The sequence below is a fragment of the uncultured Clostridium sp. genome (genome assembly GCF_900547735.1).
In the GTDB taxonomy this organism is placed as follows: domain Bacteria; phylum Bacillota; class Clostridia; order Lachnospirales; family Lachnospiraceae; genus Otoolea.
Map to the genome: position 1 here is coordinate 1 of NZ_URHZ01000082.1, position 23,415 is coordinate 23,415.

Sequence of the window (23,415 nt, forward strand, 5' to 3'; positions counted from 1 at the left end):
TTTTCTCCGGATTCCCCCTCACCACAACCTATAAACCGGGACTGAAGACTCATATACAACCTCCCACTCCCCCGTCCGCCATCTTACAGAAGCGTCCCCGCATCTCAACTCCCCCCTCACCGCTTCACTTCAAACTTATATCCAATGCCCCATACCGTTGTCAAAGCCCATTTGTCATGATCCTTGATCTTCTCGCGCAGACGTTTAATATGTACGTCAACCGTTCTGGTATCTCCGATATATTCATACCCCCATATGTGATCCAGGAGCTGTTCCCTCGTGAAGACCTGATTGGGTGAAGAGGCCAGGAAGTATAAAAGCTCCAGTTCTTTCGGAGGCATCTCGATAGAATGCCCGTTGTAAATGACGGAGTAATTGGTCAGGTTCACGATTAAATCCGGGTATTCGACGAAATCGCCGTGCTGATCCGTGGGCTGCGGGGCCGCCGCAGGCGGAGCAGCCTGGTAACGGCGGAGTACGGCCTTGACCCTTGCAACCAGTTCTTTAGAGTCAAAGGGTTTGATCATGTAATCGTCCGCACCTAGTTCCAAACCAAGCACTTTGTCAAAAATCTCACCCTTGGCCGACAGCATGATGATAGGGACTTGTGAGGAGGCCCGAAGCTCCCGGCAGACCTGATACCCGTCGATTCCGGGAAGCATCAGGTCCAAAAGCACCAGGTTTGGCCCGAAGACAGGGAAAAGCTTCAGAGCTTCCTCCCCGTCTCCGACAATTCTTGTCTCAAAACATTCTTTTGTCAGATAAAGTGAAATTAATTCTGCGATGTTGTAATCATCATCTACGATGAGGATCCGCTGTTTTTCTGCCATTTCTGTACCCCCCTACTTAAATGTAACGATAGTAACACCGGTATCGCCTTCACCGAATTCACCAAGGCGGTAATCTTTAACATATTTTAAATTCTTCAGATGTCTGTGGACGCCTGCTTTCAGTGCGCCGGTTCCGCGTCCGTGTACGACTCTGACCTGCGGTAGATGGGCCAGATAGGCGTCATCCAGGTATTTGTCAAGCGCCGGCACCGCCTCGTCGACGGTCATCCCGATCAGATTGATCTCAGGAGAAACGGAATAGGATTTGGACATCTTGATCTTGCTGCTGCCGCTGCCGCTTTTGCTTCCGGAGCTGCGCGGGCCGCCCTGTGGGATTCCCGGGCCGCTGATGGAATTGTCATCCACCATCTCCAGATCCCTGATATTGACCATCGAGCGGAGGATTCCCATCTGGACGTAGAGATCGCCCTTGGCGTTGGGAAGGGAACTAACCGTACCCTTGAGGTTCATCGAGAGCACCCTCACAGTGTCTCCGAGCCTGAGTGACTTCGGGGAAACCGCCTTTTTCGGAGCCGCGGGTTTTATTGCAAGTTTCTTATCCACGTCGTTCAGTTTGCTTCTCAGCTTGGTGCGTTCCGCCTCCAGTTCTTTGCTTACGCCGGATTCCCTGGACAGCTTATTGATGCTGCGGATTGTCTGATCCGCAGTATCCTTGGCATCCTGGAGTATAGCTTGAGCCTCCTCACGGGCCTTTGCAAGCATCTTTTCCTTCTGCTCTGAAAAACGTTCCTCTTTCTGTTCCAGGCGTTTCTTTAAAATTGCCACCTGATCTTTATAGGAGGCGATTTCCGCACGCTCTTTTTCGATCGTGACACGGTTGTCCTCCAAATCGGCCAGCAGGTCTTCGAAGGATTCATCCTCCTTCTCAATATGCTTTTTCGCATCTTCTATAATGTAATCGGGGAGTCCCAGCTTTTTGGAGATCGCAAATGCGTTGCTCTTGCCGGGAATACCGATCAGCAGTCGGTAGGTTGGACGGAGCGTTTCAAGGCTGAACTCACAGCAGGCGTTTTCAACGCCGGGGGTGGTCAGGGCAAAGACTTTGAGCTCACTGTAATGGGTAGTTGCCATAGTCCGGCACGTCATATTGTGAAGGAAATTTAACACGGCGATAGCCAGTGCGGCTCCTTCCGTCGGATCGGTTCCGGCGCCCAGCTCGTCGAAGAGACAGAGGGAATTGGAATCCGCCTGCTCCAGGATTGAGACGATATTGGTCATATGGGCGGAGAAAGTACTGAGACTCTGCTCAATGCTCTGCTCGTCGCCGATGTCGGCAAACACTTCGTCGAAAACGGCCAGTTCCGAACCGTCGAACGCCGGTATGTGGAGGCCTGCCTGACCCATCAGGGTGAAGAGGCCAACTGTCTTTAGAGAAACGGTTTTACCGCCGGTGTTGGGACCGGTTACAATTAAAAGATCGAACTGGTCTCCCAAATAAATATTGATGGGGACAACCTGCTTCGGATCCAGCAGCGGATGGCGTCCGTCCTTGATATTGAGGTACCGCCTGTTATTAAACTTAGGTTCTGTACAGTTAAAATGCCTGGACAGGGCGGCTTTGGCAAAAATAAAGTCCAGTTTTGCCAGGATTTCCAGGTTAACGGCGATTGTTTCGGTATAGGGAACCAGTTCGCTTGAGAGGGCGGCCAGTACAAATTCAATCTCGCGTTTTTCCTGTATTTCCAGTTCGCGCAGTTCGTTGTTCAGTTTCACTATGGCCATAGGCTCAATGAAGATTGTGGAACCGGTGGAGGACTGGTCGTGCACCATGCCGGCAACCTGATTCTTATATTCAGATTTAACCGGAAGGCAGTAACGGCCGTCACGCATTGTAATTACGGCCTCCTGAAGGTAAGCTCTGCTGGAATTCAGGATAGAGTTTAACTGTGTGTGGACGCGGCCTGCAATAATCTTCATGGATTTACGGACTTTGGAAAGTCCCGGGCTGGCTTCGTCACTGACTTCATCCTCAGAGACGATACAGCGTTTAATCTCCGCATTGACCGGAGTTAACGGTTCCAGAGTCCGGAACATCTCATCCAGGGAATCATCCGTAAGCTCCGACTCCTCGTGACGGCCGTAGGCCTTGGCCCTGGCGGTCACGGTCAGGAGGGAGCTTATGGCGAGCAGTTCGATGATATTTAAGGAACTGCCGATCTCCAGACGTTTTAAAGAACCGCGCACGTCCCTTACGCCTCCGAAGGAAAGGCCGCCCTTCATGCGGACGCGGGATACCGCATCCGTAGTCTCAGTCTGGTTCCGACATATCTCCTCCAGGCTGCATGACGGAATCAGCTCACGGCAGAAGGTCTTACCCATCTCGGTCGATGCATATTCCTCAAGCTGGCTGATAATTTTATTGTATTCTAAAGTTTTAAGTGCTTTTTGATTCATTTTAATTCACCTTGTATAAAAAAATTGAGTTAGGGGTTCAATATTTGCTGAGCTGAAATAATGACAGCCGTCACAGGTTGGCTGCCATTCGGTCCTGGATATAATGTCTGCTACGCACACATTATACCAAATCCATTTCATGGACTTGATGTCTCCGACGGAAATTAGCGCCCGGATTTCTGCGGCGGGCGCAGAAACCGAATATGCGCAGATATAATGTCTGCTACGCACACATTATATCATATCCAGTTTCTGTTATGCCACCCCTTAATTCCGTCCTTTTTCTTAAGATAGGGGAAAAACGTGTCGTTTGATGCAAATTTATGCCGATTTTTATGAAAGAGGAAAAAAACTTGGCCGTCCGGCTGGGGAACGAGAGTGATTGCGCCGGGGAATTATAGCAAAAATATAGAAACCCGGCAGCAGAAGCGCCCCCTTTAAAAGAAGCGCGGACCGATACCGGGTGACTGTGTTCTTGATTGATTCGTTGAATTTCCGTGTGATGAATTAAATCCTGCGGTTATAAAGAACGTGGCATTCAGAAGGCGGAATTCAGGATGCAGCATTGAGAATGCGGCATTGAAAATGCAGTATTGAAAATGCAGTATGGAGAATCCGAGCCGTTATATTCCCTCTTTCCCCATCGCCTCTTTCTTGTCGTGAAATTCCTTCTTTACCTCTTCAAGAAGTTCTCCCTTCTCAATGAGGTCTATGCAGGTTCCGGCCAGAATCTTGGCGGCAGTGGTGGTACAGAGGTGTGCCGCTTCGCTCTTTCCGGCGTCCAGATATTCCTGGGAATGAGCGGAGGTTCCTTCCGGGACAAAGGCCACCCGGATGCAGGAGCCGGGGATATCATACATGATATTTCCGAAGTCCGTTGAGCCGGTTTTTTCCCTGGGCGGGCGGATGGAGGGGGCATTGAATTCCTCTGCCCGGCTCATCAGCGTGCGGTTAAGGGAAAGCACCGGTATTTTAGCCTGGAAAACCGGTTTTTCGATGATTTCATACCGGGTTTCCGTCATCAGGGCAGCTCCCTCCATAATTTTCTTTACGCGTTCCGCCACGGTCAGCAGATAATCGGTATTATAGCTTCGGATACAGAATTCCGCGGATGCCTTGGATGGAACCGCATTGCTTGGACCGCCCGCATCCAGAATGGTGTAGTGAAGTCTGGTATCTTCCTTCACATGCTCACGCAGACACTCGATCCCATGGGCGGCGAGCAGGATTGCGTCCAGTGCACTCCGTCCTTTTTCCGGCGCCATTGCCGCATGGGAGGCTTTTCCGTAAAAAGTAACCTGATAAGGAATTAAGGCCATGCATTTGATATCTGTTGTTGTCGTCGGGCTGGGATGCATCATCAGGGCAACGTCGATATCCTGGAAACAGCCGCGTTCCTTCATCAGAATTTTACCTCCGTCCGTTTCTTCCGCCGGTGTGCCGTAGATTACAAGGCGGTACGGTTTGTCTTTGCAGAGCGTTTTAACCGCGTCCGCAGCGGCCAGAACGGCCGGTCCCTGCGCATGATGGCCGCAGGCATGCCCCATCCCCATGATGGCGTCGTATTCGCAGAGAAGACCGATGGAAGGTCCTCCCTGGCCGCTGCCGTATACTGCCCGGAATGCGGTGGGGATTCCGGCAATTCCCCGTTCCACCTGAAAACCTTCTTTTTCCAGGTAACCGGTCAAAAGCCCGCAGGCAAACGTCTCTTCGAAGCCGGACTCCGGGTGATCGAAGATTTCGTCGGCCATGGAGCAGTAAGTATCTCTTTTTGAATCAATATAAGTATTGATTTGTCTGGTGCTGTCAGTCATATTATTAATCCAATCCTCTTTTCTCATATTGTCCCGGCGGCTGGGCTGCCGGGGATATAACTCTTTTAACCGAACCCTTATTTAGAACGTAACCCTTTTAGAGCGTAATTTCTTTGGTACGTAACCTCGTTAGAACGTAACCCCATTAGAACGTAACCTCATTAGAACGGACCATATCCGATGATATATCCAATCACAATAAACACGCCTCCGGCCAGCAGCCAGCTCAATATAATAGGGCCAGCATAGCGTACCCACTGGGCGTAATTAATCTTGGAAATGGACAGATAAGTGTTCATGTTGGAGGAGGTCGGGTTGATGGAATTAGTGATTCCGTCTCCGAGCTGGAATGCCAGCACGGCCAACTGCCTGGAAATTCCCGTAACGTCCGCGAGCGGAACAAATAATGGCATGGTGGCCGCCGCCTGGCCGGATCCGGATGGAATAAAAATGTTTAGTACGATATGTACCAGATACATTCCGATTGGCGTAAAGGCCCTGGGCAGGTGTTTTAACATTTCTCCAAAGCTGAAAACCATGGTATCCAGTATCATGCCGTTCTGCAGAACTACCAGGATTCCCTTTGCAATACCAATCACCAGCGCTCCGAAAGTCAGAGCCTTTGCTCCCTCCACGAATTCTTTGGCGATTTTACTGGGGCCCAGGCCGCCGATAAAACCGCAGGCAGCTCCGACTGCGATAAAGACGGGCTGCATTTCCGTCGTACCCCATCCGTGGTTGATTACTCCCCAGACAATCCAGCCCAGGCCGCAGGCAAATGCAGCAAGAACCAGGTAATGGCGGGCCGTCGGCTCGCCGCAGTTATCCAGCAGCCCCTCGCCGTCCGCCTCGGTCTCCAGGTTACAGACAATGCTCTTGGACGGATCGGCTTTTACTCTGGCCGCATAGCGCATCATATAAAAGCTGGCGATAGCTAAGAAAGTAATGTGCAGCGCAATTCGAAGACCAATTCCGGAGTAAATGGGAAGCTCCGCGATTTCCTGAGCCACTCCCACGTTAAAGGGATTCATGGTTCCCGCTGAAAACCCCGCCGCAGCTCCCAGCGTCACCATGGAGGTTCCGATGGCCGCATCATAACCCGCCTTTCTGGCTACGACAATTCCAATCGGCACAAACGCAAGCACCTCATTGGACATGCCCATCAGCGCGCCGCCCAGGGAAAAGGTAAACAGAAAAATAGGTATAATGAAAAGTTCTTTTCCCTTCAGGGAGCGCATCAGTTTTCCGATTACCACGTCGATGGCCCCGGTTCCATTGATGATTTGAAATGCTCCGCCTATGATAAAGACGAAGAAAATGAGGCTGGCCGCGCTCTTCATTCCATCGGGCGCCGCGTTCAGCACGTCCATGATACCGGCCCCGGCCGACTCGACCGCATGATAGGAATTCGGATCCACTACCGTAGTTCCGTTGGCATTTTCATACCGTGTGTATTCCCCCGCCGGTACAATGTGGGTCAAAACCGCTGCCAGAATTATCATGGTAAATAAGATGACATAAGTGTGCGGCACCCGGAACTCTGAAATATGGAATTTCTTTTTCCCCGTTCCGGCTTCAGCGGTGTCCTGATTCGTTTGACCGGCCTTTTTGTTTGTGTCTTCGCTCATACTCCTGCTCCTCCTTAGAAAAATGTAACAGATCAGACCTCCGGCTTTCCCGCTGTCCGAGCTGTTATAGAAAAATTATGTAACTTCTGATAATTATTGTAAAAGACTTGCAAATTTAAGTCAAACTGGTTATTTTTAATATAATATTAGTTTTTAACTAATCACTGGACGAATGTAAAAAGTGTTTGCGGCGAGCGGACACAGTGGGAGAAATCCGTTTTTACGAAGAAAGGAAAGTTTGCCATGGAAATGAGAGAACAGTCGTATATGCTTGCGATCAGCCAGTTTGGCAGCATTAAGAAAGCGGCGGAATACCTGCACATCGCGTCCCCTACCCTGAGCGTGTTTTTGAGTAATCTGGAGGAGACGACGGGAGTGCGGATGTTTGACCGTCTGGGTAAGCGCTTTGTACCCACGGCGGCGGGCCGTCTTTATATTGAGAATGCCAGGGAAATGATGCGGATCCGGGATCGGTATGAATTTCAGATGAATGATTTAAAAAAGGGTACGAAGGGGGTAATCCGACTTGGAATACATCCGAGACGCACCCTGTTTCTTCTGGCGGAGAGCCTGGCGAAGTTCACTCCGCTTCATCCCGAAGTGCAGATCTCGACCTTTGAGGGGCTTTCCGATGAGATGTTCCGCCTTCTTCTGGACGGGGAGCTGGATTTTATAATCAATAACCGCTATCATCCCGACCCTTCACTCTCGTACATCCCATTTTATCAGGACCGGCTGGTGGCGGTTGTTTCCGAGGATCATCCGGCGGCTGTGAAAATTCCAAAGGCGGCAGACAAAACGGTCCAGTGGATCGACCTGTCGGTTTTCAGCGGCCGGCGCTTTATTCTTCCCTTCCCGGAGCAGTCGGTACGTGTCTATGCCGATAAGGCCATTGCCTATTCAGGAGCCGTTCCCGGACAGACTTTTTTTATAGAGAATCTGGAGAGCGGCTGTCAGATTGCGGCGGAGGGGCTTGGAGTGGCCTTTAACTTTGAAAGTTATATCAGACGTTTCTCCTATCCAAAGGCGTTCCGCTATTTTTATACGGGCAATCCCAATGAGACGGCAGATTATTTTATTATTTACCGGAAGGATCACTATCTGCCGAATTATACAAGAGAGTTCATCGAGGTGCTGAAGGAACAGCTCGCTGCTCTGTGATTCGTATTTTGCCGTTTCTGTGCATGGAGAAGCATACGCACGGTCACGGAGTGAACACTAACCAATAAAGCCGGCATTGCCTTATTCGCCTTGACTCAGATGTTGCAGGAGTAGTAAAATACAAGGTAATACGGCAGGCTGCATATGGAGCGGCAAGGGGTGGGGAGTATATGGATATCAAGCAACTGAAACGTTTCCTGGATTTGTGTGAGACAGGCAGTTTTACCAGAACGGCGGAAAACATGTTCCTTTCACAGCAGGCGCTCAGCACCTCCATGAATATTCTGGAGGAAGAATTGGGAAGGATGCTGTTTAAACGCACCTCCAAGGGCGTCATTTTGACAAAAGAGGGGAAGGTACTGAAGGAACTCTGTACCCCTCTGGTTCAGAGTTTCGATGATATGACACTGGAACTCAACCGGCGTTTTAACAATGAGAGGGGGCATCTGGTGATCGGCCTGGCCCCGGGAGTTTTGCAGGCGAGTTCCCCGGACATGCTTCTGCGGTTCCGCTATGCTTATCCCAATTTTGATTTCAGGGCCATTGAAAGTCCCGATACGACCTGCGTCGATAACGTCCTGAACGGAGCCGTTGATCTGGCTTTCTGTCCGCGGCCCCACGATGAATCGGAGATAGAGTATCTTCCCCTGAGAGAAGAAAAGCTCTGCGCGGTGATCAACAGGAACAGCCCGCTGGCCTCTCTGGCTGCGCTGGGAGTGGAAGACCTGAAAGAGGAGAAGCTCGTTTCCCTCAACAAATATTATCAGATTTATTATAAAATCCTGGACTGGTACCGCCTGCACGGGCTGGTTCCCGACTTTGCGGTGGAATCAGGGGAAATCAGCATTCTGCTCAGTATGGTAAAGATGGATACGTATGTATTTATATGTATGGATCATATTGCCGAGGATATGGATAAAAACAGTTGTGTCAGAGTACCCATTGCCGATGACAATTTTGTATGGCAGTACGGAATTGTCTATAAGAAGGGGAAAAAACTGGATCACAGCGCCAAGGTATTTATCGATTTTGTAAACAATAATTCACACCGGCATCTGTAAGCGGATGCCGGTAACTGCCCGACAGCCGGGAGAAGGCCGCCGGGCAGTTTTATGGAGGGCCAAATGAAAGCGGGGCCAATCACGCGGGATAACTTTCTGGGATTCGGATGCTCGGCCACAACCCTGCTCCGGGAACAGTTTAAAATCAATACATTTTCAACGGAGGAGTACTGCAGGCGGCACGATGCGTTTCCTGAGCAGATTGAATTGTAAGAGTCCGGAAATGAGAAGCGTCCGAAATAATAAAAGCATGCTGTGCGGTATTTGATTGCTAATCCATGAGGGGAGAGTGCAGACGGAAGATTCCGGCTGCGCTCTCCCTTTTTCTTGAGTGGCAATGAAAAGTTCGCGAAGCGTGCTTTTCGTTGTTTTTGCAGATACGGCACGTTCTTTTTCCCGAATTGCCATATATTGATTACCTCTGAAAAGGAACCTTGACGCCGGGAGTAACAAATTTTACTTGTGATATGCACTCAATCTATGGATTTTACAGATAAGAATCCACAGATTATGATAGAACCAGTTGCAGTACAGTAAAAAAATCGCCCCTCCTGTTTCAGAGGAGGGGCGGAAAGGCAGAAGAAATGAGAATACTGGATCGTATGGAGAAATTCCCGGGAGGGATGGTGGTGATACCGATGTTTGCCACGGCGCTTGTGAATACGCTGTTTCCGCGGGCGCTTGAAATAGGGGGAGTGACTACGGCGCTGTTTAAGGACGGGACGCTGGCAATTATAGGCATGCTTTTGTTCTTTTCGGGAAGCCAGCTCAAACTTTCCAGCCTGGGAACGGCGCTCAGGAGAGGCGGCATTTTAGTCGGAGTCAAAATTCTGGTGGCCTTTGCAGCCGGACTTTTTATGATGAAATTCTTTGGGCCGGAGGGATTCCTGGGTATTTCCACACTGGCCCTGGTCACGGCCGTATCCAACAACAATCCCGCCGTTTATCTTGCCCTCGTGAAGAAATACGGTGATGATATCGACGCCTCCGTATTTGGTCTTCTGTGTCTGATTTCCATGCCGGTCCTGCCCATTGCGGTGCTGGGGCTGAGCGGAGGGGGCTTTGACATCAGGGAAATCATTACGCTTCTGGTGCCCTTTCTACTTGGAATTGTGCTGGCGAATCTGGATAATAAGATAGCGGAACTGACGGCCGGAGGGACTGCCGTTATGCTGCCCTTTATCGGTTTTTGTTTCGGGGCATCCGTAAACCTCTTCAGAGCGTTTGAGTCGGTGGGAGCCGGACTTCTGATTCTGCTCATTTACACCGTCGTGACAATGGTTCCCCAGCTCGCCGCCGACAGGCTGCTTGCGGGGCGGCCGGGATACGCGGCGCTGTCGTCGTGTACCATAGGAGGGACTGCCGTGGCGATTCCGGCCATTGTCGGAAAGGCGCTGCCGGTCCATGCCCCCTTTGCAGAGGCGGCGGTGGCCCAGCTTGCCCTGGCAATGACGCTGTCATGTCTTTTGACTCCCTATCTTACCGGACTCTGGGAAAAGCGGCGCCGGAGGAGGGAAAAAGGTGGAAGTGATACAAATTTTATTTGTGGCTCCGACTCTTTATAACTGTTGGATTTCTAAGGCGCAGTGTTAGATAATTAAAGCACAGAATAAGCCGGCATTAGTAAATAGATTGGCGCCTGAAAATGTTGGCTTGCTTGTCCGGAAAAGAGTCAGATTACTGACGAAAGCATGCTTGATATGAATGAAAGTGAATTGATAACACAAGTAAATCAGGGAGGTAAGGTTATGCAGGTAGTTAAAACTGACATACTTGTCATCGGCGGGGGAATCGCAGGCTGTTTCGCTGCAATCAGAGCGGCGAAAATGGGAAAAAGCGTAGCAATTCTTGACAAAGCCACACTCCGGCGGGGAGGCAGTGTGGGACCGGGTATGGATCATGTGTCCATCGGAGTACATCCGGATTCTATCAGCTATGAAGAAGCCAGAAAATATGCTTCCACATCCAAAAAAGAACTGGTAGACCCAAACGTCACGCTGGCGGTAGACGTTCATGCTTATGAGCGTGTACAGGATATGGAGGAATTCGGCATTCCCGTCAGGGAAGATGACGGAAGCTATTTTATCTGGAGAATACCGGAGCGCCATTACTGCTGCGTTTCATACAGAGGCGTGGATACAAAGGTAAAGCTGGGGCAGGCGGTTGAAAAGACAAATGCACAGGTTTTTGAGAGAACAATGGGAGTGGAACTCCTGAAAAAAGACGGCCGGGTGGTCGGAGCAATCGGAATGAACACAAGGACAGGAGAACTCACGGCGTTCCTTGCAAAAGCGACGATACTTTCAACCGGGGAGACGACAAGGCAGTACATTGCCCCGGACGGCCCCTATAATACCTACTTTTCACCGACCAACACCGGCGACGCCGAGGCAATGGCTTACAGGGCGGGCGCAAAGATGGTCAACATGGAATTCCTTTACTGGGACTACGTGCTGGTGAGAGCCGGAGGCGGAATCGTGGGGGTGAAGCCCTTTGACAAGATGGCAAAGCTTGTAAACCGCAACGGCGACGTCATTCTTAATACACCGGAAGAGAGCGTCATGCGCTGCTTCCTGATGCAGAAAGAACTGATTGAGGGCCGCGGCCCGCTGTACTGGGATTTGCGCGACCTTCCCGAAGACGTCATAAAGATGCACGAGAGGGAGATGTCCAACGAATATCCAATCACAAAACAGTGGTTTAAACAGAGAAAACTGGATCTGAGAAAAGATCTGATACCGATGAAACTGGATCCCTGCTGTATCATGGGAGGCCCGTTAGTAGATGAAACACTGCAAACCTCGGTTCCGGGCCTGTATGCAGCCGGTGCGACAACGGCATTTGCGAGAGCGATTGTTGGAGCCAGCGTAACCGGTGATATCGCCGGTGAACAGGCATCCATTTTTGCGGAAACGGCAGGAGAACCGGAAGTTACGACCGAATATCTGAAAGAACTCGAAAACACGATCCTGGCTCCGCTCGGCAGGGAGGAAGGCATTGATCCGAAGGAGCTGGAATTGGCCGCAAGAGGGCTGATTACGGAATACGTGGGATACTTTAAGGATGAAAAAATGATGGAGTATGCACTGGAAAAACTCCTGGATCTCAAGAATAATTTTACGGACAAAATGACGGCGTCAAATCCTCATGAGCTGATGCGCTGCTGTGAAGTCAAAAGTATTATTGATTATGCGGAAATGCATATCAGGGCATCTCTTTACCGCAAGGAAACGAGGTTCCGCCATCTGGCCAATTATGTGCACTACCGCGCCGACTATCCGGACACCGATCCGAAGTGGGAGAAGTGGGTGGTTGTGGAAAAAGGCGAGAACAACGAGATGGAGCTCAGCACAAGCGAAATTCCGGAATTAAAGGAGGCATAATTTATGAGCGTTAGAATTATTCACGACAATTGCAAAAAATGTAAGGCATGCTATAATCAATGTCCAAACGATGTGATTGGCTGGGATGATAAAAAGAATGCCCCTTTTATAGCATATCCCGACGAGTGCAGCCACTGCGGCGTGTGCGCGCTGGAATGTAAATTCGGGGCCATCAGCCATACCATACCGCTGGCCTGCTGCGATGATATTATGACATTCACACCTGCCGTCAATAAACCCGAGAAATTTGACTGGGAAAAATGGGTTTAAAATCTGAAAGAGGGGAAACGTCTATGAAAAAAGATAAACCAAAACCACGTGAAAAACGTCAGCCAAGTCTGTTTGTTGCTCTTTTACCCATTGTTCTGATGCTGTTTATTATCGGCATTGGTTTCTCGGTCCTTAAGCTGCCGCTGACCATGGTACTTTTAATGTCGGGCGCGGCCGCAGGCCTTGTGGCTCTCTATCTCGGCTGTACCTGGGAGGATATGCAGGAAGCGATTTCTGAAAAAGTAGGACGTTCCACCGGTGCCATCATGATTCTGATGGCGGTTGGAATGCTGATCGGCTCCTGGATGATTTCCGGCACTTTACCGATGATGATTTATTACGGAATCCAGATTATCAACACCAAGTTTTTATATGTCACTGCCTTTTTAGCTACGGCGATTGTAGCCGTAATGTCGGGAACGTCTTACGGAGCGGCGGGCACCATGGGTGTCGTTGTTATGAGTATCGCCGCCACGCTGAACATGTCACTGCCGATTACGGCCGGAGCCGCTGTTGCCGGAGCCTATTTCGGTGATAAGCTGAGCCCTCTGTCGGACACGACGGTACTTGCATCCACCGTAACAAACACAAATATTTACGACCATATTAAACATATGCTGTGGACGACGCTTCCGGCCAGCCTTCTGGGTCTTGTTGTGTACCTGATTGCGGGCTTTAACAGCCCCGGCGGAGCTGTAGACTCCGAACTCGTCACCACGATGATGTCACAGTTCAGCCAGATTTACAACTGGCACATCCTGCTGCTTCTTCCGTTAGCCATCGTTCTGATAGGCAGCGCCATGAAGTACCCGACTGCGCCCGTTATGTTTATATCCAGTATTGTGGCCTGTATTCTGGCCATGGGAATCCAGGGATTCTCTTTTATAGACGTCTTCAATTCCTGTGCAACCGGTTTTAAGGTTACTATGGTTAACAAAGCCGGCTTCGATGCCACGGCGGTAATACCGGAGGTGCTGAAACTGGTCAACAGGGGCGGCATCAGCAGTATGATGGAAATGGTATTAATTACATACTGTGCCTATATTTTCGGAGGAATTATCTCCTGCGCGGGCTGTCTCGACGTACTGCTTCAGAAACTTCAGACCAAGGTTAAATCCGATTCAGGCATCATCTGCAGTACCGTAGCGGCCAGCCTGCTCACAAGCTTAATCGGAGGAGTTTCCTACCTGACAATTATCGTATCCGCAGAGTTATTCGGTGATGTGTACAAGGAGCGGGGACTTGCCTCCTGCAACCTGTCGCGTACGCTGGAAGATTCCGGCACCGTAATCACCGCGCTCGTTCCATGGACGGGCGGCGCCGTATACATGGCGGCCACTCTGGGCGTTGCAACGCTTGACTATCTGCCGTGGGCCATCATGAACTATACGGGATTCCTGTTTGCCATCTTCTATGCAATTACGGGCATCAGCATCAAGAGAGTCGCCCCCGAAAAGCCGAATAAGGCGAAAGGTGCACCGGCGGAAGCCGAAGGCCTATGCGCAGCCGGAGGAGCGGCAGAAAATTAATAGCCAATACTGCATTACTTATTATCAAAACGATACTTAGTACTATATTCAGCAAAATGACAGCGGGAAGTACGCTCTGCGCACTTTCCACTGTGAATCAGTTAAAAGCGGCGTACGGACGGGAGTCCGGCGCCGCTTTGTGTTGGAAAGATGCTTTCTGAAATGGTAATATTTTGAGCCGGGAAAATTTTCTTGCATAACGCCACGAAGAAAAGTATAATAGTGTTATGTTGTTCAAAGGAGAAAAGATATGCCGGATACGGAAGGACCTGAGAAAAAAAATCCCGTTAACCGGGAATTTATGAGGGAAAAGATTGTGAAACAGCCGTTGTCTAAAAAACAGATTGCAAAGCGCATCCTCATTCTTATGTGCCTTGCGGTGTTGTTTGGCGTGATCTCGGCTGTCAGTTTTGTGCTGGCCAAACCTTTGGCGGACCGTTATCTGGGTAAAGAAGAGACGGAAGAAAGCACTTCAATTGTATTTACCAAGGATGATCCGGAGGCAACTGCCGTCAGTACGGCCGAGGAGGAGACGGTTCCCCTGAAGGTCGAGGAGGAAGAGCTTCGGATGGCGATTGAAGAAGCGCTTACCCGCTACAGCTTTACGCCGGAGAACCTGAATTCATTTTACAGTTCCCTTCGCGATGTGGCGGTTCAGGCGGATAAAGGAATTGTAAAAATCAGCTCGGGGAAACAGCAGACCGATCTCTTCGGCAATCCGGTTGAGAGTACCGGTGAGTATGCCGGCGCGGTAATTGCCAGGACAAGCGGTGAGTATATGATATTTACCAGCGCGGATGCGGTCAGACAGGCGGATTCGATCTCCGTGACGTTTTTTGACGGAACCAGGGTTTCGGGACAGACAAAACAGATTGACGAAGTTCTGGACATGGCGGTCATCAGCGTGAAGAGCGGAGAACTGGGAGAAGATCTCAGAAAAGATGTAAAGGTGCTGGTTCTGGGTAATTCCTACTCGGTGAAAGCGGGCGATATGATAATCGGAGCAGGCGGTCCGTCGGGACAGGTACACTCCGTGACATATGGAACCATTTCCTATATAGCAAGAAACGTTCAGATGACGGACGGCATTACCAGGATTTTATATGCCGATATCAGCAGTAATTCCAACATGGGTACATTTCTGCTCAACACGGCGGGAGAGATTATCGGATGGACTTCCGAGGATTATAAGACGGAGGAGAGCCAGAAGATGACGGCGGCCGTCGGAATATCCGACTATAAGCCGGTAATTGAGAAGATGACCAACGGGTTCCAGGTGCCTTATTTCGGCGTCAGAGGCCAGGAGGTCAACGAAACCATGGTGGAGAACGGTTTTCCGCAGGGTGTCTACGTGGTAGAAGCGGTGGCCGGAGGACCTGCCTATGATGCAGGAATTCAGAACGGCGATATCATAACGCTGTTCGGTGAGAAAGAGATAACCACATTCAAGGAACTCCAGATGCAGATAGAAAACGCCCATTGCGGCACCAGGGTCAAGGTGAAAATCATGAGAAAAGGCCCGGACGGCTACAAGGAGCTGGATCCGTTTGAAGTGGAAATAAGAGCCAGATAGACGATAGAAGGCTGGCGTAAATGAAGAGGGTAATGCAAAAGTAAAATGTGGGAGCCTGACTTGTCAGGCTCTCTGTTAACGAGGAGAGAGAGGAAAAGTATGAAATATATCGAGCAGTTCCGCGAGGGGATGCGCATCTCGGATGTGTATCTGTGTAAGACAAAACAGATCCTTCTGACGAAGAATGGAAAAGAGTATGTGTCCATGACGCTTCAGGATAAGACAGGAACCATTGACTCCAAGATCTGGGATTTGAGTTCCCCGGGAATCGGCAACTTTGAAGTGATGCAGTACGTGTTTATCGACGGGGATGTGACCGTATTCCAGGGTTCCAACCAGTTGAACGTGAAGAGAATCCGGAAGGCCGATGAGGGAGAGTACATAGAGAGCGATTATCTGCCGGTCAGCTCCAAAGATATTAAAGAGATGTACCGGGATCTTACCGCGCTCATCCTGTCCATGAAGAATCCGTGGCTGAAACAGCTGGCAGGCAGCTATTTTATCGATGACAAGGATTTTGTGAAACAATTCTGCTTCCACTCGGCGGCCAAGAGCGTTCACCACGGTTTTGTAGGCGGACTGCTGGAGCATACGCTGAGCGTGATGAAGCTGTGTGATTACTATTCGGGAACCTATCCGATGATCAACCGCGATCTGCTTCTGACGGCGGCGCTGTTCCACGATATCGGCAAGACAAAAGAACTGTCTGCATTTCCGGAGAATGATTACACGGATGACGGCCAGCTCCTGGGCCACATCATAATCGGTACCGAGATGGTGGGCGAGAGAATCCGCACTATCGCCGGATTCCCGGAAAAGACGGCATCGGAATTAAAACACTGCATTCTGTCCCACCACGGTGAGCTGGAATACGGTTCTCCGAAAAAACCGGCTTTAATGGAAGCTTTGGCTCTGGCATTTGCAGACAATACCGACGCAAAACTGGAGACAATGACGGAGCTTCTCAAAAAAGCGGGCGACAATAATGAATGGCTCGGCTTTAACCGTCTGCTGGAGAGTAATGTAAGGAAGACGGCAACAGTTAAACCGTAACAGAACGCGGTAAATTGGGATTGACGGGGCGGGACTGTCAGATTATAATAGTCTCAACCGGCAGCACAAGCTGTTTCAATGTTCCGGCGGAAAGCAACTTTCAAACACGCTCCAGGCCCGGCATGATTCCTGCACAAGCGGGATAAATAGTAAGAAAAAAGTGATAACTGAAAGGTCGCCTGCAGATGGGGTGACATTAAAATATGAAATTATACCAGGAAGGTATTTTTGTCCTCAAGGGGCAGAGTCTTTTCTGGTATTTTTTTCTGGAAAATTATCTTTAACGGTTGAGTTGTCAGGCTCAAAATGAAATGGATTGAAAGGGGAAACATGTAATGAAAAAAATAAAGATTACTGCATTTTTTGCCGCTGCCGCCATGGCCGGGCTGCTGCTTACGGGCTGCTCCGGCGGTTCTGAGAAAAGCTCCGGAACCGCAGCGGAGACGAATGAGTCCGGAACGCAGGCACAGGGAACTGAAGCGAAGAAGGATTCCGTCGTAGTGGTGATGACGACGAATTCCGAGCCGGAATCAGGATTTGATCCGGCGTATGGCTGGGGAGCGGGAGAGCACGTCCATGAGCCGCTGATCCAGAGCACCCTCACCGTGACCACACCGGATCTGGGGATTGGATACGACCTTGCAACCTCCATGGAGGCCTCGGACGACGGAATGACGTGGACCGTCACGATCCGCGACGATGTGAAATTTACGGACGGGGAGCCCCTGACGGCGGAGGATGTTGCATTTACCTATAATACGCTTAAGAAAACAAGTTCCGTCAACGATTTTACCATGCTTGAGAGCGCCGAGGCGGTGGATGGGACTACGGTTGCCTTCCATATGGAGCGTCCGTATTCCATCTGGCCTTATACGATGGCCATAACCGGAATTGTGCCGGAACATGCCTACGGTTCCGACTACGGAAGCAATCCGATTGGCTCCGGGCGGTATATCCTGAAACAGTGGGACAGGGGGCAACAGGTCATCCTGGAGGCCAATCCGGACTACTATGGGGAGGCGCCGAAGATGAAACAGGTGACCGTCCTCTTTATGGATGAGGATGCCGCCTTTGCAGCGGTAAAAGCGGGACAGGTGGATTTGGCCTACACGGCCGCGTCCTACACCGACCAGGAGACGGCGGGATATAACCTGCTTTCCTGCGAGACGGTTGACAACAGAGGTTTCAACCTTCCGGCAATACCGAAGACGGAACTGGACGGCCTCACGGTGGGCAATGATTTTACGGCCGATGTAAAGGTCCGCAGGGCAATCAACCTGGCAATCGACAGGGAAGAGATGATAGGAAACGTTTTAAACGGATACGGCAGCCCCGCATTCAGCGTCTGCGATAAAATGCCCTGGTATAACAGTGATGCTCAGATTTCATACGATCCCGAAGCGGCGGCCAGACTGCTGGATGAAGCGGGATGGGTGACAGGCGCGGACGGAATCAGGGAAAAGGATGGAGTGAAGGCGGAGATCGAATTTATCTATCCGGCGGATGATTCCGTCAGACAGGCCCTGGCTGCGGATACGGCCAATCAGTTAAAGGAGCTGGGCATTCAGGCTGCCTCCCGGGGAACGGGCTGGGATACGGCCTATGACGAGGCGCAGTCACAGCCGCTTTTATGGGGTTGGGGAGCGCATACTCCGATGGAACTTTACAACATCTACCACACGATGAAAGATACGGGGCTCGCATCCTATTCACCTTATGCCAGTGAGACGGTTGACCGGTATATGGATGAGGCGCTGGCAAGCACGGATCTGGAAGGTTCTCTGGAACTCTGGAAAAAAGCGCAGTGGGACGGAACCACAGGCATTACGCAGGAAGGTGATATTCCGTGGATCTGGCTTGTGAATATCGACCATCTTTACTGGGAGAGGGACGGCCTTCATGTGGCCGAGCAGAAACTTCATCCCCACGGCCACGGCTGGTCTATTGTAAACAATGTGGATCAGTGGAGCTGGGAATAAGAAAAAAGAGTGATAAGACATCCATCCCGGCGCGGGAATTCAGAATGGCGCTCCCTGCTTTGCCGAAGACGGCGGAGCAGCGGGCCGTCTTACAGAATTCCCTGCCGGGATGATCAGGAAGAAGGAAGAAAACAGTGACTGGACGGTATGGTGCATTTTTGGCAAAAAACGTGATACGGATGGTAATACTACTGCTGGCTGTGAGTGCGGCGGCGTTTTTTTTGATTTCCATCTCGCCCGTGGATCCATTGAAAACAAATGTGGGACAGGCGGCGCTCGGTTCCATGTCGGAGGAACAGATTGAGAGGCTGGAAGAATACTGGGGTGTCACGGTGCCTGCCGGTGAACGGTTTGCAAACTGGTTTTCCGGTATCTGCCGCGGTGACTTCGGCACTTCCCTGCTCTACCGCAGGCCGGTTTTAGAGGTCATCGGGGAGAAATTCGCAAATTCCGCCTGGCTGATGGTGTCCGCCTGGATTTTTTCGGGCGTCGTCGGAACAGCCCTCGGCGTTGTGGCCGGTATGAAAAAGGGAAAGTGGCAGGATAAGGCGGTGACGGCATACTGTATGGTAATCGCAGGTACGCCTGCCTTCTGGCTGGCTCTGGTGCTTCTTTTGGTCTTTGCCATCCGGTTTCCCATTTTCCCCATCGGTTTCAGCGTTCCCGTGGGAGTCGCCGCATCGGAGGTGACGCTTGGCGACCGGCTTATTCATGCCGCGCTGCCCGCGCTGACGCTCGGCCTGACCGGGGTTTCCAATATTGCCATGCACACCAGGAGTAAAATGATAGAAGTCTTAGAGAGCGACTATATTTTTTATGCCAGGGCGAGAGGAGAGTCCCAGTGGCAGACCGTGAGGCGCCACGGACTCAGAAATATCCTTCTGCCCGTCATTACGCTTCAATTTGCCTCCATCAGTGAGATATTCGGCGGCTCCGTTCTCGTGGAGCAGGTCTTCTCTTACCCGGGACTCGGTCAGGCTGCCATTACGGCCGGTCTGGGGAGTGATGTGCCTCTGCTCTTAGGGATTACCCTGATCAGTGCGGCCGTTGTATTTCTTGGCAACTTTACGGCCGATCTGCTCTATTACGCCGTGGATCCGAGAATGAAGCGGGACAGGAAGAGAGCGGCAGGAAGGGGGGAGGTTCTATGAATAACAGGAGAGCCAGAACTTTGACCGCCGTTTTCGTCTTTTCCCTGATTCTCTTTCTGGTTGCAGTCCTTGGGCATATCTGGGAGGGTGACGCGCTGGTGACCGATTTTTCCAGAAAGAACTTAAAACCGTGCGCCGATTACCTCTTCGGCACCGACTGGCTGGGGCGGGATATGCTGAAGAGGACGGTGGCCGGTCTTTCCATGAGCATCCGCCTCGGCGTCGTGACGGCTGCGTCCAGCGCGGTAATTGCCCTGGTTCTGGGAACGGCGGCTGCGGTTCTCGGAAAAGCGGCCGATATGGCGGTGTCCGGAATGATTGATACGATGATGGGAATTCCCCATATGCTTTTATTGATTTTGATTTCATTTGCCTGCGGCAAAGGTTTTACCGGGGTGGCCATCGGCATTGCGCTGACACACTGGCCTTCCCTGGCAAGACTTATCAGGGCCGAGGTCCTTCAGCTTAAGGCCAGCCAGTATGTTAAGATTTCGGAACGGCTTGGAATGGGCAGATGGAGGATAGCGGCCGAACATATGCTGCCGCATTTAATTCCGCAGTTTCTCACCGGCCTGGTCCTCATGTTTCCCCACGCCATTCTGCATGAGGCGTCCATCACCTTTTTGGGCTTTGGCCTTCCGCCGGAGAAACCGGCTATCGGCATTATTCTTTCGGAGAGTATGAAGTATCTGATCACCGGGAAATGGTGGCTGGCCGTATTTCCCGGTGCGGCCCTGGTGGCGACGGTCCTCATTTTCCAGGGGCTGGGACAGAGCATAAGCGGCCTGCTGGATCCGGGGAGCGCCCATGAGTAGCGCGGGCAGGCGGGTGCGGACCGGCCGGTAATGGAAATCGTGATGTTGCTGTCCACAGGTATTATCACGTAAGGTGCGAACATAAATCGTGACAGGGAGGAAGTAATATGCCGAATGAAACAATACTGGAAGTCCATCGGCTGGGGATTTCATTTACCCAGTATGGGAAGGGACTCAGCCGCCGGACGCTTACCCCGGTTAAAAATCTGAACCTCACTCTGCGCGAAGGGGAGATGACGGCGGTCGTGGGAGCCAGCGGTTCCGGAAAAAGCCTGCTGGCTCATGCGATTCTCGGCATCATGCCGTATAACTGCCGGGTTACCGGCGAGATCCTGTACAGAGGTGAGCGCCTCACTGAAAAGAGGCTGGAATCACTGCGCGGGGACGAGATTGCCCTGGTACCGCAGGGCGTATCCTATCTGGATCCTCTGATGAGGGTCGGAGAACAGATAAGAAAAGGGAAAAAAGACGGCGTTTCCAGGGAAAGATGCAGAGAGCTGCTTTCGCGGTTCGGCCTGGATGAAGCGACGGAAGAACTCTATCCCTTTGAACTGTCGGGAGGAATGGCAAGGCGGGTCCTGATAGCGTCGGCCTTGATGGAGAATCCGCGCCTGGTGATAGCGGACGAGCCGACACCGGGCCTGGAACTGAATACGGCCAGACGCGTCATGGGACATTTCAGGGAAATTGCCGGCGAGGGCGCTGCGGTCCTGTTTATTACCCATGATCTGGAACTGGCACTGGAAACAGCGGACAGAATTATGGTATTCTATGAGGGTGAGATTATAGAGGAAGTAACGCCGGAGGATTTTGGCAGCCCGGAGAGACTCACACATCCCTACACAAAGGCGCTATATTATGCGATGCCGGAACACGGATTCACAGTGCCCGAATACGGAGACGCAGTGTCGGGGAATGGAGTCCAGGCGCCGGATAGAGCTGTGGAAATGACGCGTTCGGAGGTGATGCGGTGAAACTGGAAGCAAAAGACATTTCATTCCGTTATGATACCGGAAGCCGTCAGATTTTAAACAGGGTATCTATCTCGGTTGAGAGCGGGGAGCGCGTCGGAATTGCGGCGCCCAGCGGATTCGGGAAGACCACATTCTGCAAGATCCTGGCAGGCTATGAGAAGCCGGACTCGGGGAAGGTTCTGCTTGACGGAACGGAATTTGCAAATTTCAGAGGAAGACTGCCGGTCCAGATGATATGGCAGCACCCGGAGCAGTCGGTGAACCCGCGCTGGAAGATGGCGCACGCTTTAAAAGAGGGAGGCCGGATTTCTTCGGAATTACTGGATAAACTGGGAATAAGGCAGGAATGGCTTGACCGTTTTCCCTCGGAGCTTTCGGGCGGCGAGCTGCAGCGTTTCTGCATTGCAAGAGCGCTCGGAGAGGGAACGAAAATTCTGCTGGCGGATGAGATAACAACGATGCTTGATATGGTGACTCAGAGCGCCATCTGGCATGCACTGATAGAAGAGACGGAAAAGAGGGGAATCGGAATGCTGGTGGTCAGCCACTCCGACAGCCTGACGGACAGAGTCTGTACGAGAAAGATGAATTTAGTGTAGTGAGATAGGCGGCGGCACGCTTCATACAGGAGGAACAAATGGACGTAAAAATGATGTTGGAACAGGTGAAGGCGGGCACACTGTCCACCTTTGAGGCGGAGGAGATGCTTAAAAACCTTCCATACGAAGATTTAGGCTATGCAAAGTTGGATCTGCACAGAAAGCTCCGCTCCGGATTTCCGGAGACCGTATTCTGCCAGGGAAAACCGGATCAGTACCTGGCGGAGATATTTGCCGCGCTGTACCGTGAAAACGGCGAGGTGATGGGTACAAGGGCCACGGCGGAACAGTATGAACTGGTAAGGGAGAAAATCCCCGGGATTGTCTATGACCCGATATCCCGCGTGCTGAAGGCGGAACCGGAGGGCAAAGTGAGAAAAGGCTGTGTTGCCGTCTGTACAGGCGGAACGGCCGATATTCCCGTGGCGGAGGAGGCGGCCCAGACGGCGGAATTCTTTGGATGCCAAGTGGACAGAATTTATGATGTCGGCGTTGCCGGAATACACAGAATTCTTTCTAAACGGGAGCAGATTACAAAGGCGAACTGTGTCATTACCATTGCGGGCATGGAGGGCGCTCTGGGAACCGTGGTGGCCGGGCTGGTGGAGAATCCGGTGATCGCAGTTCCGACATCGGTCGGTTACGGAGCCAGCTTCCACGGTCTGTCGGCATTACTGACCATGCTCAATTCCTGTGCCAACGGGATATCTACAGTGAATATTGACAATGGTTACGGCGCCGGATACCTTGCGGCGCAAATTAACCGACTGGCAGTGGGAAACGGACACGAAGGCGGGATTTGACGAAGGAAGGATGGAGAAGAATGAGCGGAAATACAAACCAGAATAAAGAGGAAAAATGGCTGTACCTGGAATGCTATTCCGGTATCAGCGGGGATATGACGGTAGGGGCTCTTCTGGATCTTGGAGCCAGCAGAAACGTTCTTGAGGATACGCTTGCGAGTTTGGGAGTGGAGGGATATCATCTGCATTTTGGGAGAAAACTGAAATGCGGTATCGATGCCTATGACTTTGATGTGCATCTGGAGGATGAAGCGGAGCATGGACATGGAGAAGAAGGTCATGACCACGGGCATGATCACGGTGATGGGCACAATCATGACTACGAGCACAATCATGACCACGAGCACAATCATGACCACGAGCACAATCATGACCAC

At 51.3% G+C, this 23,415-nt stretch carries 20 protein-coding genes; 16 read left to right on the forward strand and 4 right to left on the reverse strand.

Annotation, left to right across the window (positions count from 1 at the left end; translation table 11 throughout):
- Nucleotides 1-116: 116 nt before the first annotated feature.
- The 4 genes from QZT18_RS19810 to QZT18_RS19825 all read right to left on the reverse strand — a co-directional run bounded on the left by QZT18_RS19810 (nt 117) and on the right by QZT18_RS19825 (nt 6,687).
- Nucleotides 117-830: a response regulator transcription factor gene (locus QZT18_RS19810; protein ID WP_294150700.1), complete on the reverse strand. Its 714-nt coding sequence runs from the start codon at nt 828-830 to the stop codon at nt 117-119.
- 12 nt (nt 831-842) lie between these two features.
- Nucleotides 843-3,245 carry an endonuclease MutS2 gene (locus tag QZT18_RS19815; RefSeq protein ID WP_294150702.1) on the reverse strand — a complete coding sequence of 801 codons (2,403 nt, stop codon included), beginning with the start codon at nt 3,243-3,245 and terminating at the stop codon, nt 843-845.
- 623 nt (nt 3,246-3,868) lie between these two features.
- Nucleotides 3,869-5,086: a M20 family metallopeptidase gene (locus QZT18_RS19820; RefSeq protein ID WP_294150704.1), complete on the reverse strand. Its 1,218-nt coding sequence runs from the start codon at nt 5,084-5,086 to the stop codon at nt 3,869-3,871.
- A gap of 134 nt (nt 5,087-5,220) precedes the next feature.
- Nucleotides 5,221-6,687, reverse strand: coding sequence for a YfcC family protein (locus tag QZT18_RS19825; protein WP_294150706.1), 1,467 nt, complete (start codon nt 6,685-6,687; stop codon nt 5,221-5,223).
- Between the two features lie 243 nt (nt 6,688-6,930).
- Between QZT18_RS19825 and QZT18_RS19830 the strand changes: the two genes are divergently transcribed.
- From QZT18_RS19830 to larC, 16 genes are all read left to right on the forward strand, one after another.
- Nucleotides 6,931-7,848, forward strand: coding sequence for a LysR family transcriptional regulator (locus QZT18_RS19830; protein WP_294150708.1), 918 nt, complete (start codon nt 6,931-6,933; stop codon nt 7,846-7,848).
- A 170-nt stretch (nt 7,849-8,018) separates the two neighbouring features.
- Entirely contained in the window at nt 8,019-8,909 is an 891-nt protein-coding gene (locus QZT18_RS19835) for a LysR family transcriptional regulator (protein ID WP_294150710.1), read from the forward strand.
- A 63-nt stretch (nt 8,910-8,972) separates the two neighbouring features.
- Entirely contained in the window at nt 8,973-9,122 is a 150-nt protein-coding gene (locus QZT18_RS19840) for a hypothetical protein (RefSeq protein WP_294150738.1), read from the forward strand.
- 371 nt (nt 9,123-9,493) lie between these two features.
- Nucleotides 9,494-10,474: a 2-keto-3-deoxygluconate permease gene (locus QZT18_RS19845; protein WP_294150712.1), complete on the forward strand. Its 981-nt coding sequence runs from the start codon at nt 9,494-9,496 to the stop codon at nt 10,472-10,474.
- A 183-nt stretch (nt 10,475-10,657) separates the two neighbouring features.
- Nucleotides 10,658-12,292, forward strand: a complete 1,635-nt coding sequence (locus tag QZT18_RS19850; RefSeq protein ID WP_294150714.1) for an FAD-dependent oxidoreductase — start codon at nt 10,658-10,660, stop codon at nt 12,290-12,292.
- A gap of 3 nt (nt 12,293-12,295) precedes the next feature.
- Nucleotides 12,296-12,562: a ferredoxin family protein gene (locus QZT18_RS19855; RefSeq protein WP_294150716.1), complete on the forward strand. Its 267-nt coding sequence runs from the start codon at nt 12,296-12,298 to the stop codon at nt 12,560-12,562.
- Nucleotides 12,563-12,585: 23 nt separating this feature from the next.
- Nucleotides 12,586-14,091: a Na+/H+ antiporter NhaC gene (nhaC, locus tag QZT18_RS19860; RefSeq protein WP_294150717.1), complete on the forward strand. Its 1,506-nt coding sequence runs from the start codon at nt 12,586-12,588 to the stop codon at nt 14,089-14,091.
- Nucleotides 14,092-14,341: 250 nt separating this feature from the next.
- Nucleotides 14,342-15,664, forward strand: a complete 1,323-nt coding sequence (locus tag QZT18_RS19865) for a S1C family serine protease (RefSeq protein WP_294150719.1) — start codon at nt 14,342-14,344, stop codon at nt 15,662-15,664.
- A 99-nt stretch (nt 15,665-15,763) separates the two neighbouring features.
- Nucleotides 15,764-16,717, forward strand: coding sequence for a 3'-5' exoribonuclease YhaM family protein (locus QZT18_RS19870; RefSeq protein ID WP_294150722.1), 954 nt, complete (start codon nt 15,764-15,766; stop codon nt 16,715-16,717).
- A gap of 335 nt (nt 16,718-17,052) precedes the next feature.
- Nucleotides 17,053-18,696: an ABC transporter substrate-binding protein gene (locus tag QZT18_RS19875; RefSeq protein WP_294150723.1), complete on the forward strand. Its 1,644-nt coding sequence runs from the start codon at nt 17,053-17,055 to the stop codon at nt 18,694-18,696.
- Nucleotides 18,697-18,830: 134 nt separating this feature from the next.
- Entirely contained in the window at nt 18,831-19,847 is a 1,017-nt protein-coding gene (locus tag QZT18_RS19880; protein ID WP_366925936.1) for an ABC transporter permease, read from the forward strand.
- A complete protein-coding gene (locus QZT18_RS19885; protein WP_294150726.1) occupies nt 19,844-20,662 on the forward strand; it encodes an ABC transporter permease in 819 nt (272 codons plus the stop codon). The genes QZT18_RS19880 and QZT18_RS19885 overlap by 4 nt, the downstream gene beginning before the upstream one ends.
- A 107-nt stretch (nt 20,663-20,769) precedes the next feature.
- Complete coding sequence (locus QZT18_RS19890; protein ID WP_294150728.1) at nt 20,770-21,636, forward strand: ABC transporter ATP-binding protein; 867 nt, start codon at nt 20,770-20,772, stop codon at nt 21,634-21,636.
- Nucleotides 21,633-22,235, forward strand: coding sequence for an ABC transporter ATP-binding protein (locus tag QZT18_RS19895; RefSeq protein ID WP_294150730.1), 603 nt, complete (start codon nt 21,633-21,635; stop codon nt 22,233-22,235). The genes QZT18_RS19890 and QZT18_RS19895 overlap by 4 nt, the downstream gene beginning before the upstream one ends.
- A 38-nt stretch (nt 22,236-22,273) precedes the next feature.
- Nucleotides 22,274-23,038 (forward strand): nickel pincer cofactor biosynthesis protein LarB, encoded by a 765-nt coding sequence (gene larB / locus QZT18_RS19900; protein WP_294150732.1) that lies wholly within the window; start codon nt 22,274-22,276, stop codon nt 23,036-23,038.
- 20 nt (nt 23,039-23,058) lie between these two features.
- The coding region (gene larC / locus QZT18_RS19905; RefSeq protein WP_294150734.1) for a nickel insertion protein at nt 23,059-23,415 on the forward strand (357 nt) is incomplete at its 3' end.